A 14,409-nucleotide genomic window follows, 5' to 3' on the forward strand; every position below is an offset into this window, starting at 1 on the left:
AAAGAAGGATCGTCAAGATGAAAAAAATTGGTGTTGTCCTGAGCGGATGCGGTGTTTTTGATGGTTCAGAAATACATGAAGCCGTAATCACGCTGCTGGCCCTGACGAAACAGGGAGCAGAGGTTATCTGTTTTGCACCCGACAAAAATCAGTCGGATGTGATTAACCATCTGACCGGCGAGCCGATGGCCGAAACGCGTAACGTCCTGATTGAAGCCGCGCGTATTGCCCGGGGAGAGATTCATCCGCTGGCGAAGGCAGATGCCGCTGAACTGGATGCGCTCATTGTGCCGGGCGGCTTCGGCGACGCGAAAAATCTCAGCACCTTTGCTGCCGAGGGTGCCGCATGCACGGTGGACCCTGATCTCAAAGCGCTGACGCTGGCGATGCATGCCGCGGGCAAGCCGCTGGGCTTTATCTGTATTGCACCGGCCATGCTGCCAAATATTTTCGATTTTCCGTTACGGCTGACGATCGGAACCGATATTGATACCGCAGAGGTCGTCGAGGATATGGGGGGCGAACACGTTCCGTGCCCGGTCGATGACATTGTGGTGGATGAAGACAACAAAGTTGTCACCACGCCCGCGTATATGCTGGCGAAGAATATTGCGGAAGCCGCCGTGGGCATTGAAAAGCTGGTCGCCCGGGTGCTGGTGCTGACGGAATGAGGCGTCAGTCTTCCGCAGGCGCATGGTTGAAACGCCTTCTTTTACGCATCGTTCTCGTCCTGGCGGTGTTCTGGGGGGGCGGCCTGGCCGTGTTCAGCATTTTGCCGGTACCGTTTTCAGCGGTCATGGTTGAGCGCCAGCTTAGCGCGTGGTTCTCCGTTGATTTCGGCTATGTTGCCCATTCTGACTGGGTGAGCATGGATGAAATTTCTCCGTTCATGGGGCTGGCGGTTATCGCGGCGGAAGATCAAAAATTCCCGGAGCACTGGGGGTTCGATGTGGCCGCGATCGAAAAGGCGCTGGCCCATAACGAACGTCACGAAAACCGCGTGCGCGGTGCGTCAACGCTGTCGCAGCAGACGGCTAAAAACCTGTTCCTGTGGGATGGCCGAAGCTGGGTGCGAAAAGGGCTGGAAGCGGGCCTGACCCTGGGAATGGAAACGGTCTGGAGCAAAAAGCGTATTCTGACCGTTTACCTTAATATCGCCGAGTTCGGCGACGGGGTATTTGGTGTCGAAGCTGCATCACAACGCTATTTTAATAAACCTGCCAGCAGGCTGAGCATGTCGGAGGCGGCGCTGCTCGCGGCTGTTCTGCCTAATCCTGTCCGCTTCAAGGCCAGCGCCCCGTCAGGGTACGTGCGAAGCCGTCAGGCGTGGATCATGCGCCAGATGCGCCAGCTGGGTGGGGAAGGGTTTATGGAGAGAAATGCGTTAATGTAGGGCGGGTAAGCGCAGCGCCACCCGCCAGAATAGCAGGCCTAATCTTCGTCGAACCCGGCGTTAAACAGCGCAACTACCGCTGCCAGAGCTTCCTCTTCCTGAGGACCGGTGGCTTCAACCTCAATCTGACGCCCTTTGGCGGAGTCCAGCATCAGCAGCGCAATTACGCTGTTGGCTTCCGCTTCGGTGCCTTCGTCATTACGCAGCAGCACTTCTGCATCGAAACCCTGCATCAGCTCAAACAGCTTCATCGCCGGGCGTGCATGCATGCCCAGCTTATTGGTGATCTCAACGGTTTGTTTTACGGTCATGTTTTACGTTTTTCCAGCGTGCGATGACGGGACTGAACGTTCTTACCGCGCGAGCGGAAATAGTCGGCCAGCTGTTCGGCGATGTAGACCGAACGATGTTTACCGCCGGTACAGCCAATCGCCACCGTCAGGTAGCTACGATTGTTTGTCTCCAGCATAGGTAACCATAGCTCAAGGTAGCTTCGCGTCTGGTAGATAAAATTGTGAACTTCTGTGTGTCGGTCGAGGAACGCCGCCACGGGCTTATCCAGACCGGTCATTGGACGCAGTTTAGGATCCCAGTGCGGGTTCGGCAGGAAGCGCACGTCGAAAACATAGTCCGCATCAATCGGAATACCGTGCTTAAAGCCGAAGGATTCGAACACCATCGTCAGCTCGCGCTCGCGTTTGCCCAGCAGCCGGGTTCGCAGCATTTCCGCCAGCTCGTGAACGGACATCTCTGAGGTGTCGACAATCAGATCGGCACGAGAGCGCAGCGGCTCAAGCAGATCGCTCTCTTCGTCGATGGCGCTCTCCAGCGAGAGATTCTTGCTGGAAAGCGGATGCAGACGACGGGTGTCGCTGTAGCGGCGGATCAGGGTATTGCGGTCGGCATCAAGGAACAGCAGCTGAGGCGAGAACGCGTCAGGCAGGTTACTCATTGCCTGTTCGAAGATCTCTGGCGATTCCGGCATGTTACGAACGTCGATACTGACGGCGGCGGAGGTTTGTCTCTCCGCTAACGTGCGTGCCAGATCGGGCAATAACACGACCGGCAGGTTATCGACGCAGTAAAAACCCATGTCTTCCAGCGCGCGCAGAGCAACGGATTTCCCCGACCCTGAACGACCGCTGACAATCATCAGCACCATGTTCCGTTTCTCCTCAGGACAACAGATGTGAAGGCCATCACCTGGTTATGCGTCATCCTGATTGCCTTCTGCTTCAGTGATAATTTGATAAAGCTCTTCATCACTTTGGGCTGAGCGCAGTCGACGGCAGATGGTTTTATCCGCCAGACGTTTAGCAACCAGCGAAAGCGTATGCAGGTGGGTCTTGGTCTGGTCGGCAGGCACCAACAGCGCGAAGAGGAGATCGACGGGCTGGTTATCAATGGCGTCAAAAGCGATTGGGGTTTCCAGCTGCACAAACACACCGACGGCACGCAGGGTGTCCTCTTCCAGCTTGCCGTGCGGGATCGCGATGCCGTTGCCGATACCGGTACTGCCCATCTTTTCACGGGTCAGAATGGCTTCGAACACCACCTGCGGCGGCAGGCCCAGCTGTTTTGCAGCCAATTCACTGATGATCTCCAGCGCACGTTTTTTGCTCTGGCAGTGAACGGCACTGCGGGTACATTCCTGGTTAAGGACATTGCTCAGTTGAAGAGCGGAATCGTTGTTCATCATAATTTCACCTAAGCGCTAACTGTACAAATGGCCCGTTGTGTTTCACAACAGGCCGTCCTGCACCCGTTAACTGCCCGGACAATTAGTGTTGTTTCAGTTTATCTTTATGTTTATTGAGCTGTCGCGCAAGCTTGTCAATCAAGCCGTCGATAGCCGCGTACATGTCTTGCCCTTCCGCACTGGCATGGAGTTCACCCCCGTTAACATGCAGGGTTGCATCCGAGATATGAGTCACTTTCTCCACTTTTAACACAACGTAGACCTGATTGATCCTTTCGAAATACTGCTCGAGTTTCGCGAACTTAGCGTTCACGAAGTCACGTAAAGCCTCAGTAATCTCGACGTTATGTCCTGTGATATTGAGCTGCATAGTGTCTTCCTTATCGGTTGTGTCAGACCAGTTGTTTACGCTGGTTAGACGGCGGAATGGATAAAGACTCTCGATACTTCGCAACAGTACGACGTGCCACCATAATACCCTGATCGGACAGCATGGTGGTCAACTTACTGTCACTTAGTGGCTTCGCGGGATTCTCCGCGGCGATCAACTTCTTCACCAGGGCGCGAATCGCCGTTGAGGAGGCTTCGCCGCCACCCTCGGTGTTCACGTGGCTGGAGAAGAAATACTTAAGCTCAAAAATACCGCGCGGACTGTGCAGATACTTCTGCGTAGTAACGCGGGAAATAGTGGATTCATGCATCTCGACGGCCTGGGCGATATCCGCCAGCACCATCGGTTTCATATACTCTTCGCCCTGCTCAAAGAAGGCCTGCTGCTGTTCGACGATGCAGCGGCTCACGCGAAGCAGGGTATCATTCCGGCTCTCCAGGCTCTTGATCAACCATCGCGCTTCCTGAAGATTGCTGCGAATATATTGATTGTCGGAGTCGTTGCGCGCGCTGGTACACATGGAGGCGTACTGCTGGTTGATTTGCAGGCGAGGGATGCTGTCAGAGTTCAGTTCAACGACCCAGCGGTCATTGTGTTTTCTGACCAGCACGTCCGGGATAACGTACTCGGGTTCGCTGGTCTGGATCGACTGACCGGGACGCGGATCGAGGGACTGGATCAGATTTACCGCCTCTTTCAGCACCTCTTCCTTCAGGCGCGTCACGCGCATCAGGGTGCGGAAATCGTGGTTAGCCAGAAGATCCAGATGATCGCTGATGATTAAGCGTGCCTCGTCGAGCCACGGCGTCTCTTTGCTGAACTGAGAAAGCTGGATCAGCAGACAGTCGCGCAGGTCCTTCGCGGCCACCCCGACCGGATCGAAGCGCTGAATGCGTTTCAGTACCGCTTCAATCTCCTCAATCTCAATCTCTTCATCGCCCATGCTTTCCAGAATGTCGTCCAGCGTGACGGTCAAATAACCGGTGTCATCAACGGCGTCGACAATCGACGTGGCAATAGCGCGGTCGGTATCGGAGAAGGGGGTAAGCTCTACCTGCCACATCAGGTAATCCTGCAGCGACTGGGTGGTTTCGCCCTGGTAGACCGGTAGCTCGTCGTCCTGGTAGTCTGCACGCGTGCCGGAAGGGGTCCCGGCGGTATAGATTTCATCCCAGCTGGCATCCAGCGGAAGCTCGTCCGGCATCTCTTTTTGTTCGAGTGCATCCGCGGTGTCGAGCGCTTCTGTGTCCTGTGACTGCTGGGTATCTACCTCGTCATGAAGATCGGCATGCTCCAGTAGGGGATTGCTGTCCAGCGCCTGCTGGAGCTCCTGCTGGAGTTCTAAGGTGGACAGTTGCAACAGACGAATTGCCTGCTGTAACTGCGGCGTCATCGCCAGCTGTTGGCTGAGCCTTAATTGCAAACCTTGCTTCATGTTCAGAGCATTTTTCTCCGGTTCGGCGTTACGTTACCTCTACCCTATCAGAGTCTGAAGTCTTCCCCAAGATAGACGCGCTTAACATGATCGTCTTCGAGGATCTGCTGCGGCGTACCGTGAGCAATCAGATTGCCCTGGCTCACGATATACGCGCGTTCACATACCGCCAGCGTTTCACGAACGTTGTGGTCGGTGATCAGCACGCCAAGTCCGCTGTCACGCAGATGCTCGATAATGCGTTTAATGTCGATAACGGAGATCGGGTCAACGCCCGCAAACGGTTCATCCAGAAGGATAAACTTCGGATTGGCGGCCAGCGCGCGCGCAATCTCAACACGACGGCGTTCCCCCCCGGACAAGGCCTGGCCCAGGCTGTCGCGCAGGTGTTCGATATGAAACTCTTCCATCAGCTCGTTGGCGCGATCCTGACGCTGTTCGTTGGTCAGGTCGTCGCGAATTTGCAGGACCGCCATCAGGTTATCAAAGACGCTCAGACGACGGAAAATAGAGGCTTCCTGCGGCAGATAGCCAATGCCACGGCGCGCGCGGGCGTGCAGCGGCAGCAGGCTGATATCTTCATCGTCAATAATAATGTTGCCGGCATCGCGCGGCACAATACCCACCACCATGTAGAAGGTGGTGGTTTTACCCGCACCGTTCGGGCCAAGCAGGCCCACAATTTCGCCGGAGTTGACGGTCAGACTGACATCTTCTACGACACGGCGGCCCTTATAGGCCTTCGCGAGATTTTTTGCAGTTAATGTTGCCATAGCGAATTAGTTACTCTTCTTCTGTGCCGGGGCCTGGCCCTTGCCTTTGTCCTGCAGCTGCGACGGAACCAGCACGGTGGTTACGCGTTTGCCTTTCTCGCTGGAGGCCTGCATTTTTTGCTCTTTCACCAGATAGGTAATCTGGTCACCGGTAATATTGCTGTCCAGCTGTTCCAGATACGCGTTTCCGGTCAGGATGACCAGGTCCTTCGCCAGCTCATAGTGCATATGCGAGGCGTGGCCTTTCACCGGCTTGCCGTTGTCCTGCATCTGGTAGAAGGTGGCCGGGTTGCCGTAACCATCAATGATCTCTTTGCCCTGCTCGCCGCCCGGACGGGTAACGACCACTTTATCGGCGTTAATTTTGATGGTCCCCTGAGTCATGACGACGTTACCCGTGAAGGTGACGACGTTACCCTGCATATCGAGAGACTGAGTGTCGGACTCGATATGGATCGGCTGGTCGGTATCGCCCGTTACAGCAAGCGCGGGGAGACTGGCCGCCAGCATCGCGCTGGCGATAATTACTTTAAGGCTGAGTTTGTTTGTTTTGAATTTCATAGGAGGTTCTAACCTTTTCAATCAGCTCGGCGTTCTTGCTGCGTAAGTTCCCGCGCATTCTTAAACCGCTGGAATTAAATGTTGTGCCATACAGTGTGACCAGATCCTGCGACGTCACGTCCTGGGTTACCAGGTTGATCTGGGCATTATCCGTCGTAATTTTTCGCAGTTGCGAGTCAGCGGTCAGGGCGTTGACTTCAACGTGGCCATACAGATAAAGCATACGATCATTTGTCAGTTTGGCCCGATCTGACTTAATTGACCACGTCGGCACTTTGTCTTTATCGAAAGTGGTCATGACAGGTTGGGTAAACCACGAAACGCCGTCATCGGAAAAGTATTCAACGTGCTGGGCAATCAGGCGATAATTCAGCGCACCTTCCGGGCTATAGACCACGGTGTCACTGTGATCGCTTTTATAGGTTGGATCGTTATTGTTGACGACTTCCGTTTGCGTATCGTCGCGATCGGCAAGGTTCACGCCAATCAATACCAGTGCGACAAGCGAAAGCAGAATGATAACCCAACGTCTGGTTTTACTCATATCGATTGCCCTTTGGCTTCATCAAGCTTGCCCTGCGCCAGCAGAAGCAGATCGCAGACTTCACGGACGGCACCCCGGCCACCGTTGATGTGGGTAACGTAGTCAGCGCGCGGGATCAACAGCGGATGAGCATCAGCAACCGCGATGCTGAGACCGACTTCAGCCATCACCGGCCAGTCAATCAGGTCGTCCCCGACGTAGGCCACGTTTTCCGGTGCGATAGCCAGTTTACCCAGTAAATCATTGAACGCTGCCATCTTATCGGATTGACCCTGGTAAAGATGGGTAATGCCTAAGGTTTCACAGCGGTCTTCTACCAGTTTAGCTTTTCGTCCGGTGATGATAGCAACCTCAATACCCGAGGTGAGCGCACAGCGGATACCGTAGCCATCGCGAACGTTAAACGCTTTCAGCTCTTCACCATTATTGCCCATGTAAATCAGGCCATCGGAAAGTACGCCATCCACATCCAGAATGAGCAGACGAATATTTTCCGCCTTTGCCATCATCTGGGTACTGACCGGACCATAACAGGTTGCAAGGGATGCACCCGCATTACTCATTGTCTTATCCTTTATTACACTACGCCAGCGCGCAGCAGATCATGCATATGTACCACACCCAGCAACTGGTCGCCATCGGCAACCATAACGGAGGTGATATGGCGGGACTGCATCAGGTTCAGCACATCCACGGCCAGCGTTCCCGGACGCACGCGAATGCCGCCGGGCGTCATCACATCGGCAATGCCGAGCGTGCGGACATCTACACCCATGTCGAACACGCGACGCAGGTCGCCATCGGTGAAGATCCCCTGAATTTTCATCAGATCGTCGCACACGACCGTCATACCCAGATTCTTACGGGTGATTTCCAGCAGCGCATCACGCAGGGAGGCTTCTTTGCTGACGTGAGGGATCTCATCCCCGGTGTGCATAATATCGTTTACCCGCAGCAGCAGCTTGCGCCCCAGCGCGCCGCCCGGATGGGAGAGCGCGAAATCTTCCGGCGTAAAACCGCGGGCTTCAAGCAGCGCGACGGCAAGCGCATCGCCCATGACCAGCGCGGCGGTGGTGCTGGATGTTGGCGCCAGGCCGAGCGGGCAGGCCTCTTTCGGTACTTTAACGCACAGATGAATATCGGCCGCACGCGCCATGCTACTTTCCGGACGGCTGGTCATGCAAATCAGCGGCACCTGCAGACGCTTCAGTACGGGGATCAATGCCAGAATTTCATTGGACTCACCGGAGTTGGACAGCGCGATAACGACATCCTGCGGCGTGACCATCCCCAGGTCGCCGTGCGCGGCTTCCCCCGGGTGTACAAAGAAGGACGAGGTTCCGGTGCTGGCAAACGTTGCCGCCATTTTGCGCCCAATGTGGCCGGACTTGCCCATCCCCATCACCACGACTTTCCCGGCACAGTAGAATATCTTCTCACATGCCAGACTAAAATCCTGGTTAATGTACTGATCTAACTGCGCCAGACCTTCACGTTCAATCTCCAGAACCTCTTTGCCTGCTTTCTGAAAGTCAAAACCCGGCTGCAATTCTATTTGCGACATAATGCGTTTCCGTTTACCCAGAGAGAAGAGGCGAGAGCCAGTACAGCATCGCCATCCATACGATAAATCCACCCGTCAGCAGCGCGCCTGCGCCTTTGCCGATCTGGCGTTGCCGCCGCCAGCAGAGCAGGGCAAATATCACGCTGACCAGCAACATCACCCCGTAATCGCGTGAAAACGCCAGAGGATTAAACGGCCCCGGCGTAATCAGAGCCGGCAGGCCCATGACAATCGCGATATTAAATATGTTGGAGCCGATGATATTACCAATGGCGATGTCATCTTCCCCTTTACGCGCCCCCGCAATGGCGGTGGCCAGCTCCGGCAGGCTGGTGCCGATAGCAATAACCGTCAGGCCAATCGTCAGTTCGCTCATGGCGAAATAGTTCGCCAGTACCGTCGCGTTATCCACGACCATGCGCGTTGCCATCGGCATGATGATCAGCGCAACGCCAAGCCAGAGGAGGGCGACCGGCAGCGTGCCTTCCCGCGGGAGTTCGGCAACCTGTTCACGCGTCAGGCTATCCTGACCCTGTTTTTCCGCCTGGCGGGCAATTTTAACACTATACAGCAACCAGATGACGGCCAACGCCAGCAGGAAAATGCCGTCGCTATAGCTCAGTACGCCATCATAAAATACGCACCCTGCCAGCAGGCTTACGACTAACATTAGCGGCAATTCACGGCGCAGAACATCAGAATGCACGCGAAATGGATGGAGCAGTGCCGCAAGGCCTAAAATCAGTAATATATTGACGATGTTAGAGCCAATCGCGGTGCCAATTGCCAGGTCTAACTGACCATGCAGCGACGCCGAGACGGAGACGATGATTTCAGGAAGTGACGTGCCAACGCTGACCACGGTCATCCCGATGACTACAGGCGGTACACCCGTCAGGCGACACAGGATAGATGCAGCAAAGACTAAACGGTCAGCACTGTAGACCACTAACAGTAAACCAATGATTAACAGTGCTGTTGCTAAAAGCATCAAAAGTCCTTTCTTCAGGTATACTTGTCGGTCCATCGCGCGGGAATGGCTGGACTGCATACGGTCTGAGGCGTAACGAATTCCTAATTTTGACTTTATGCGCCGGAAAAGTAAAACAAATGCCAGCTTTCGCTAACCTCAACGGCTAATATTCTGTAAAAATGCGGGGTTAAGGGCTGATTCAGGCTGCACGTCTTAACGTGAGCAGGGTAAGAAAGGAACTATAAATGAGCCAAACGATGGCGAATATCGTCGATGTCCGCGGTGTGAGTTTTTCTCGCGGCAATCGACTGATATTCGATGATATTTCGTTGACCGTACCGCGTGGCAAAATCACCGCCATCATGGGGCCGTCTGGGATCGGTAAAACGACCCTCCTGCGCCTTATTGGTGGTCAGATCCCACCGGATAGCGGTGAAATCCTCTTCGATGGCGAAAACGTCCCGGAGATGTCGCGCTCGCGCCTGTATACTGTCCGCAAACGTATGAGTATGCTCTTTCAGTCGGGGGCGTTGTTCACCGACATGAACGTCTTTGATAACGTGGCCTATCCGCTGCGCGAGCATACCAGCCTGCCGCCTGAGCTGCTGAAAAGCACGGTGATGATGAAGCTTGAAGCTGTGGGGTTGCGGGGAGCCGCGAAGCTAATGCCTTCGGAGCTGTCCGGCGGGATGGCGCGCCGCGCCGCGCTGGCGCGAGCTATTGCATTAGAGCCCGATTTAATCATGTTCGACGAACCGTTCGTCGGGCAGGATCCCATCACGATGGGCGTGCTGGTAAAGCTCATCTCTGAACTGAACAGCGCGCTCGGCGTCACCTGTATCGTGGTGTCTCACGATGTACCGGAAGTGTTGAGCATTGCCGATTACGCCTATATCGTGGCGGACAAAAAGATCGTTGCACACGGCAGCGCCCAGGCGCTGCAGGAAAATTGCGATCCGCGCGTGCGGCAGTTCCTCGACGGTATTGCTGACGGACCCGTACCGTTCCGCTACCCGGCGGGCGATTATCGTGACGATTTACTGGGAATAGGGAGTTAAGCCACTCATGCTGTTAAATGCGTTGGCCGCTCTCGGACACCGTGGCATAAAAACCATCAGGACGTTCGGGCGTGCCGGATTGATGTTATTCAACGCGCTGGTCGGCAAGCCGGAGTTTAGTAAGCACGCCCCTCTGCTGGTGCGTCAGCTTTATAATGTCGGCGTGCTGTCGATGCTCATCATTATTGTTTCCGGTCTGTTTATCGGTATGGTGCTTGGGCTGCAGGGCTACCTTGTTCTGACAACCTACAGTGCGGAAACCAGCCTCGGAATGCTGGTGGCGCTTTCGCTGCTGCGCGAATTGGGTCCGGTTGTGGCGGCACTGCTGTTTGCCGGACGCGCTGGGTCGGCATTAACGGCTGAGATTGGCCTGATGCGTGCGACCGAGCAGCTATCCAGCATGGAAATGATGGCGGTCGATCCGCTGCGTCGCGTGATCTCGCCGCGTTTCTGGGCGGGGGTGATCTCGCTCCCGCTACTGACTATTCTGTTTGTCGCCGTGGGGATCTGGGGCGGTTCGCTGGTTGGGGTCCACTGGAAAGGCATCGATGCCGGCTTCTTCTGGTCCGCGATGCAGGACGCCATCGACCTGCGAATGGATCTGGTTAACTGCCTGATTAAAAGCGTGGTGTTTGCCATTACGGTCACCTGGATTGCATTGTTCAATGGTTACGATGCTATCCCGACCTCGGCGGGCATTAGCCGTGCAACAACACGTACTGTCGTACATTCGTCGCTGGCCGTACTGGGCCTGGATTTTGTGCTCACCGCACTGATGTTTGGGAATTGAGTTCATGCAAACGAGAAAAAATGAAATTTGGGTCGGCGTTTTCCTGCTGCTGGCGCTGCTGGCGGCGCTGTTTATCTGCCTGAGAGCGGCGGATATCACCTCAGTACGCACCGAGCCGACGTATCGCATCTATGCCACGTTCGATAACATCGGCGGGCTGAAGGCGCGTTCACCGGTCCGCATTGGCGGTGTGGTGATCGGACGCGTAACTGACATTACGCTGGATGAGAAGACCTATCTGCCGCGCGTCGCGATGGATATCGAAGAACGTTACAACCACATTCCGGACACCAGCTCCCTTTCTATCCGTACTTCCGGCCTGCTGGGTGAACAATATCTGGCACTTAACGTCGGCTTTGAAGATCCTGAGCTGGGAACGACTATCCTTAAAGACGGTAGCGTTATCCAGGATACGAAGTCCGCGATGGTGCTGGAGGACATGATTGGTCAGTTCCTTTACAACAGTAAAGGGGATGATAAAAAGTCTGACGATGCCCCTGCGCAGAGTGAAGACCATACCAACGTTGCGCCGACCCCTGGTGCTGCGAATTAATTCAGGAGAAGTCATTCATGTTTAAACGACTGTTAATGGTTGCCATGCTGGTCATTGCCCCTCTCGCTGCGGCACATGCTGCGGATCAGAGCAACCCGTACAAACTGATGGACGAAGCTGCGAAGAAAACCTTCGACCGTCTCAAAAACGAACAGCCAAAAATTCGCGCGAATCCTGACTATCTGCGTGACGTGGTTGACCAGGAACTGCTGCCGTATGTGCAGATCAAATATGCGGGAGCGCTGGTGCTGGGCCGCTATTACAAAGACGCCACCCCGGCGCAGCGTGAGGCCTATTTTGCCGCATTCCGTGAATACCTGAAGCAAGCGTATGGTCAGGCGCTGGCGATGTACCACGGTCAGACCTATCAGATCGCCCCGGAGCAGCCGCTGGGTGATGCGACCATCGTGCCTATTCGCGTAACGATCATCGATCCTAACGGCCGTCCGCCGGTGCGCCTGGATTTCCAGTGGCGTAAAAATAGCCAGACCGGCCACTGGCAGGCGTATGACATGATCGCCGAAGGGGTGAGCATGATCACCACTAAACAAAACGAGTGGAGCGACCTGCTGCGCACCAAGGGCATTGATGGTCTGACCGCACAGCTGCAGTCCATTGCTCGTCAGAAAATTACCCTGGACGAGAAGAAGTAATGTCGCAGCAACTCCGCTGGTCGCGTGAAGGTGAGACGTTAAGGCTGTCCGGTGAGCTGGACCAGGATCTGCTGAACCCACTGTGGGATAAACGCCAGGAAGCGATGCAGGGCGTGACGCTTATCGACTTAACCGACGTCACGCGGGTGGATACGGCAGGCGTTGCGCTGCTCGCCCATCTGGTTGCCGTGGGCAAAAAGCAGGGAACAAGCGTCATGCTTCATGGCGCAAGTGACAATGTCGTTACCCTTGCGCAACTCTACAATCTGCCTCAGGACGTACTGCCTCGTTAATATTTTCAGTGCGTTACTTCCGAAAGCCCTGACAGTTTCATCGTCGGGGCTTTTTGCTTGTTTAAGACGACGCCACTTTGCTCTAAGATGTTGGGCTTGTTTTCACTATCAGATGATTAAGAGCCCATGGAAAATCATGAAATCCAGACAGTGCTGATGAATGCACTCTCCCTTCAGGAAGCCCACGTCACTGGCGATGGCAGTCACTTCCAGGTTATTGCTGTGGGTGAGATGTTCGACGGTATGAGCCGTGTGAAGAAGCAGCAGGCTGTGTACGCGCCGCTGATGGAATATATTGCGGATAACCGCATCCACGCCCTGTCGATTAAAGCGTTCACCCCGCAAGAGTGGGCACGCGATCGCAAACTAAACGGTTTTTGAGCTGAGGGCGACAGGCCCGCAGCACGGTTGAATTTATAAGAGAGCACACAATGGATAAATTTCGTGTACAGGGGCCAACGCGTCTCCAGGGCGAAGTCACAATTTCTGGCGCGAAGAACGCCGCGCTACCAATCCTCTTTGCTGCGCTGCTCGCGGAAGAGCCGGTAGAAATTCAGAACGTACCGAAGCTGAAAGATATCGACACGACCATGAAGTTGCTCACCCAGTTGGGCACTAAAGTTGAGCGCAACGGTTCCGTCTGGATCGACGCCAGCAACGTGAACAACTTCTCTGCGCCTTACGATCTGGTTAAAACCATGCGTGCATCTATCTGGGCGCTTGGCCCGCTGGTGGCACGTTTCGGTCAGGGTCAGGTTTCGCTGCCGGGCGGTTGCGCCATCGGCGCGCGTCCGGTTGACCTGCATATCTTTGGCCTGGAGAAACTGGGCGCAGAGATCAAGCTGGAAGAGGGTTACGTTAAGGCCTCCGTCAACGGTCGTCTGAAAGGCGCACACATTGTCATGGACAAAGTGAGCGTAGGCGCTACCGTTACCATCATGTCTGCGGCAACGCTGGCAGAAGGTACCACCATCATCGAAAACGCCGCGCGTGAACCGGAGATCGTGGATACCGCCAATTTCCTCGTGGCGCTGGGCGCGAAGATTTCCGGCCAGGGTACTGACCGCATCACCATTGAAGGCGTTGAGCGTCTGGGCGGTGGTGTGTATCGCGTTCTGCCGGACCGTATCGAAACCGGCACCTTCCTGGTGGCTGCGGCCATTTCCGGCGGTAAGATTGTCTGCCGTAATGCACAGCCAGACACTCTGGATGCCGTTCTGGCGAAGCTGCGTGAAGCGGGTGCCGATGTTGAAACCGGTGAAGACTGGATCAGCCTCGACATGCAAGGCAAGCGTCCTAAAGCGGTGACCGTGCGTACGGCTCCGCATCCGGCATTCCCGACCGATATGCAGGCACAGTTCACTCTGCTGAACCTGGTTGCCGAAGGAACCGGTGTGATTACCGAGACGATTTTCGAAAACCGTTTTATGCACGTACCGGAACTGATCCGTATGGGTGCACATGCTGAGATCGAAAGTAATACCGTGATTTGCCATGGCGTTGAGAAACTGTCCGGTGCTCAGGTAATGGCAACGGATCTGCGTGCGTCTGCAAGCCTGGTGCTGGCGGGCTGTATCGCGGAAGGCACAACGGTGGTGGATCGTATTTATCACATCGATCGTGGCTATGAACGTATTGAAGACAAACTGCGCGCGCTGGGTGCCAATATCGAGCGTGTGAAGGGCGAGTAATCGTTCCGGCAGCCCCCTGCCAGAAATGACCGGGGGGT

20 protein-coding genes are annotated in these 14,409 nt (G+C 55.2%); 9 read left to right on the plus strand and 11 right to left on the minus strand.

The annotated features are described in order from the left end of the window. Nucleotides 1–17: 17 nt before the first annotated feature. Together elbB and mtgA are read left to right on the plus strand one after the other, a co-directional pair. Entirely contained in the window at nucleotides 18–671 is a 654-nt protein-coding gene (gene elbB / locus IM303_RS14500) for an isoprenoid biosynthesis glyoxalase ElbB (RefSeq protein WP_028014573.1), read from the plus strand. Next, nucleotides 668–1,393, plus strand: coding sequence for a monofunctional biosynthetic peptidoglycan transglycosylase (mtgA, locus tag IM303_RS14505; RefSeq protein ID WP_048999208.1), 726 nt, complete (start codon nucleotides 668–670; stop codon nucleotides 1,391–1,393). The genes elbB and mtgA overlap by 4 nt, the downstream gene beginning before the upstream one ends. 38 nt (nucleotides 1,394–1,431) lie before the next feature. Here mtgA and npr read toward each other — a convergent pair whose 3' ends face one another. From npr to IM303_RS14560, 11 genes are all read right to left on the minus strand, one after another. Next, nucleotides 1,432–1,704, minus strand: coding sequence for a PTS phosphocarrier protein NPr (gene npr, locus IM303_RS14510; protein ID WP_025756690.1), 273 nt, complete (start codon nucleotides 1,702–1,704; stop codon nucleotides 1,432–1,434). Continuing rightward, nucleotides 1,701–2,555 carry an RNase adapter RapZ gene (gene rapZ, locus IM303_RS14515; RefSeq protein ID WP_014885397.1) on the minus strand — a complete coding sequence of 285 codons (855 nt, stop codon included), beginning with the start codon at nucleotides 2,553–2,555 and terminating at the stop codon, nucleotides 1,701–1,703. The genes npr and rapZ overlap by 4 nt, the downstream gene beginning before the upstream one ends. A 45-nt stretch (nucleotides 2,556–2,600) precedes the next feature. Further along, nucleotides 2,601–3,092, minus strand: a complete 492-nt coding sequence (gene ptsN / locus IM303_RS14520; protein ID WP_008501443.1) for a PTS IIA-like nitrogen regulatory protein PtsN — start codon at nucleotides 3,090–3,092, stop codon at nucleotides 2,601–2,603. Nucleotides 3,093–3,174: 82 nt separating this feature from the next. After that, on the minus strand, nucleotides 3,175–3,462 hold the full coding sequence (gene hpf, locus IM303_RS14525; protein ID WP_014171818.1) for a ribosome hibernation promoting factor: 288 nt from the start codon (nucleotides 3,460–3,462) through the stop codon (nucleotides 3,175–3,177). Between the two features lie 22 nt (nucleotides 3,463–3,484). Continuing rightward, nucleotides 3,485–4,918 (minus strand): RNA polymerase factor sigma-54, encoded by a 1,434-nt coding sequence (rpoN, locus tag IM303_RS14530; protein ID WP_193360045.1) that lies wholly within the window; start codon nucleotides 4,916–4,918, stop codon nucleotides 3,485–3,487. 47 nt (nucleotides 4,919–4,965) lie between these two features. Further along, entirely contained in the window at nucleotides 4,966–5,691 is a 726-nt protein-coding gene (gene lptB / locus IM303_RS14535; RefSeq protein WP_028014570.1) for an LPS export ABC transporter ATP-binding protein, read from the minus strand. 6 nt (nucleotides 5,692–5,697) lie between these two features. Then, nucleotides 5,698–6,252 carry a lipopolysaccharide ABC transporter substrate-binding protein LptA gene (lptA, locus tag IM303_RS14540; protein ID WP_028014569.1) on the minus strand — a complete coding sequence of 185 codons (555 nt, stop codon included), beginning with the start codon at nucleotides 6,250–6,252 and terminating at the stop codon, nucleotides 5,698–5,700. Then, nucleotides 6,221–6,796 (minus strand): LPS export ABC transporter periplasmic protein LptC, encoded by a 576-nt coding sequence (gene lptC, locus IM303_RS14545; protein ID WP_028014568.1) that lies wholly within the window; start codon nucleotides 6,794–6,796, stop codon nucleotides 6,221–6,223. Before lptC ends, lptA begins: the two co-directional genes overlap by 32 nt. Further along, the gene (gene kdsC / locus IM303_RS14550; protein WP_025756695.1) at nucleotides 6,793–7,359 is read right to left on the minus strand and encodes a 3-deoxy-manno-octulosonate-8-phosphatase KdsC; all 567 of its coding nucleotides are present in this window, start codon (nucleotides 7,357–7,359) and stop codon (nucleotides 6,793–6,795) included. The genes lptC and kdsC overlap by 4 nt, the downstream gene beginning before the upstream one ends. Nucleotides 7,360–7,373: 14 nt before the next feature. Then, nucleotides 7,374–8,360 (minus strand): arabinose-5-phosphate isomerase KdsD, encoded by a 987-nt coding sequence (gene kdsD / locus IM303_RS14555; protein WP_028014567.1) that lies wholly within the window; start codon nucleotides 8,358–8,360, stop codon nucleotides 7,374–7,376. A gap of 13 nt (nucleotides 8,361–8,373) precedes the next feature. Then, the gene (locus IM303_RS14560; RefSeq protein ID WP_028014566.1) at nucleotides 8,374–9,351 is read right to left on the minus strand and encodes a calcium/sodium antiporter; all 978 of its coding nucleotides are present in this window, start codon (nucleotides 9,349–9,351) and stop codon (nucleotides 8,374–8,376) included. A 227-nt stretch (nucleotides 9,352–9,578) separates the two neighbouring features. On the opposite strand from IM303_RS14560, the gene mlaF reads away from it, so the two are divergent. The 7 genes from mlaF to murA all read left to right on the plus strand — a co-directional run bounded on the left by mlaF (nucleotide 9,579) and on the right by murA (nucleotide 14,371). Next, nucleotides 9,579–10,391, plus strand: a complete 813-nt coding sequence (mlaF, locus tag IM303_RS14565) for a phospholipid ABC transporter ATP-binding protein MlaF (protein ID WP_028014565.1) — start codon at nucleotides 9,579–9,581, stop codon at nucleotides 10,389–10,391. A 7-nt stretch (nucleotides 10,392–10,398) separates the two neighbouring features. After that, on the plus strand, nucleotides 10,399–11,181 hold the full coding sequence (gene mlaE / locus IM303_RS14570; protein WP_028014564.1) for a lipid asymmetry maintenance ABC transporter permease subunit MlaE: 783 nt from the start codon (nucleotides 10,399–10,401) through the stop codon (nucleotides 11,179–11,181). 4 nt (nucleotides 11,182–11,185) lie between these two features. Continuing rightward, complete coding sequence (gene mlaD / locus IM303_RS14575; RefSeq protein ID WP_028014563.1) at nucleotides 11,186–11,734, plus strand: outer membrane lipid asymmetry maintenance protein MlaD; 549 nt, start codon at nucleotides 11,186–11,188, stop codon at nucleotides 11,732–11,734. A gap of 17 nt (nucleotides 11,735–11,751) precedes the next feature. After that, on the plus strand, nucleotides 11,752–12,387 hold the full coding sequence (mlaC, locus tag IM303_RS14580; protein ID WP_193360046.1) for a phospholipid-binding protein MlaC: 636 nt from the start codon (nucleotides 11,752–11,754) through the stop codon (nucleotides 12,385–12,387). Then, a complete protein-coding gene (mlaB, locus tag IM303_RS14585) occupies nucleotides 12,387–12,680 on the plus strand; it encodes a lipid asymmetry maintenance protein MlaB (protein WP_028014561.1) in 294 nt (97 codons plus the stop codon). The genes mlaC and mlaB overlap by 1 nt, the downstream gene beginning before the upstream one ends. Nucleotides 12,681–12,806: 126 nt before the next feature. Further along, the gene (ibaG, locus tag IM303_RS14590) at nucleotides 12,807–13,061 is read left to right on the plus strand and encodes a BolA family iron metabolism protein IbaG (RefSeq protein ID WP_008501458.1); all 255 of its coding nucleotides are present in this window, start codon (nucleotides 12,807–12,809) and stop codon (nucleotides 13,059–13,061) included. Nucleotides 13,062–13,111: 50 nt separating this feature from the next. Further along, entirely contained in the window at nucleotides 13,112–14,371 is a 1,260-nt protein-coding gene (murA, locus tag IM303_RS14595) for a UDP-N-acetylglucosamine 1-carboxyvinyltransferase (RefSeq protein WP_193360047.1), read from the plus strand. Nucleotides 14,372–14,409 lie beyond the last annotated feature (38 nt).

It is taken from the genome of Enterobacter cloacae complex sp. P38RS (assembly GCF_014930775.1).
GTDB classification, from domain to species: Bacteria; Pseudomonadota; Gammaproteobacteria; order Enterobacterales; family Enterobacteriaceae; genus Enterobacter; species Enterobacter bugandensis.

Excerpts from the sequence above, each read along its gene's own strand:
- murA (WP_193360047.1), top strand. The coding sequence starts at position 13,112 with ATGGATAAATTTCGTGTACAGGGGCCAACGCGTCTCCAGGGCGAAGTC.
- kdsC (WP_025756695.1), bottom strand. The coding sequence starts at position 7,359 with ATGAGTAATGCGGGTGCATCCCTTGCAACCTGTTATGGTCCGGTCAGT.
- hpf (WP_014171818.1), bottom strand. The coding sequence starts at position 3,462 with ATGCAGCTCAATATCACAGGACATAACGTCGAGATTACTGAGGCTTTA.
- mlaE (WP_028014564.1), top strand. The coding sequence starts at position 10,399 with ATGCTGTTAAATGCGTTGGCCGCTCTCGGACACCGTGGCATAAAAACC.
- mlaD (WP_028014563.1), top strand. The coding sequence starts at position 11,186 with ATGCAAACGAGAAAAAATGAAATTTGGGTCGGCGTTTTCCTGCTGCTG.
- ibaG (WP_008501458.1), top strand. The coding sequence starts at position 12,807 with ATGGAAAATCATGAAATCCAGACAGTGCTGATGAATGCACTCTCCCTT.
- rpoN (WP_193360045.1), bottom strand. The coding sequence starts at position 4,918 with ATGAAGCAAGGTTTGCAATTAAGGCTCAGCCAACAGCTGGCGATGACG.
- rapZ (WP_014885397.1), bottom strand. The coding sequence starts at position 2,555 with ATGGTGCTGATGATTGTCAGCGGTCGTTCAGGGTCGGGGAAATCCGTT.
- lptC (WP_028014568.1), bottom strand. The coding sequence starts at position 6,796 with ATGAGTAAAACCAGACGTTGGGTTATCATTCTGCTTTCGCTTGTCGCA.
- elbB (WP_028014573.1), top strand. The coding sequence starts at position 18 with ATGAAAAAAATTGGTGTTGTCCTGAGCGGATGCGGTGTTTTTGATGGT.
- npr (WP_025756690.1), bottom strand. The coding sequence starts at position 1,704 with ATGACCGTAAAACAAACCGTTGAGATCACCAATAAGCTGGGCATGCAT.
- mtgA (WP_048999208.1), top strand. The coding sequence starts at position 668 with ATGAGGCGTCAGTCTTCCGCAGGCGCATGGTTGAAACGCCTTCTTTTA.
- IM303_RS14560 (WP_028014566.1), bottom strand. The coding sequence starts at position 9,351 with ATGCTTTTAGCAACAGCACTGTTAATCATTGGTTTACTGTTAGTGGTC.
- mlaF (WP_028014565.1), top strand. The coding sequence starts at position 9,579 with ATGAGCCAAACGATGGCGAATATCGTCGATGTCCGCGGTGTGAGTTTT.
- lptA (WP_028014569.1), bottom strand. The coding sequence starts at position 6,252 with ATGAAATTCAAAACAAACAAACTCAGCCTTAAAGTAATTATCGCCAGC.
- ptsN (WP_008501443.1), bottom strand. The coding sequence starts at position 3,092 with ATGATGAACAACGATTCCGCTCTTCAACTGAGCAATGTCCTTAACCAG.
- lptB (WP_028014570.1), bottom strand. The coding sequence starts at position 5,691 with ATGGCAACATTAACTGCAAAAAATCTCGCGAAGGCCTATAAGGGCCGC.
- mlaC (WP_193360046.1), top strand. The coding sequence starts at position 11,752 with ATGTTTAAACGACTGTTAATGGTTGCCATGCTGGTCATTGCCCCTCTC.
- kdsD (WP_028014567.1), bottom strand. The coding sequence starts at position 8,360 with ATGTCGCAAATAGAATTGCAGCCGGGTTTTGACTTTCAGAAAGCAGGC.
- mlaB (WP_028014561.1), top strand. The coding sequence starts at position 12,387 with ATGTCGCAGCAACTCCGCTGGTCGCGTGAAGGTGAGACGTTAAGGCTG.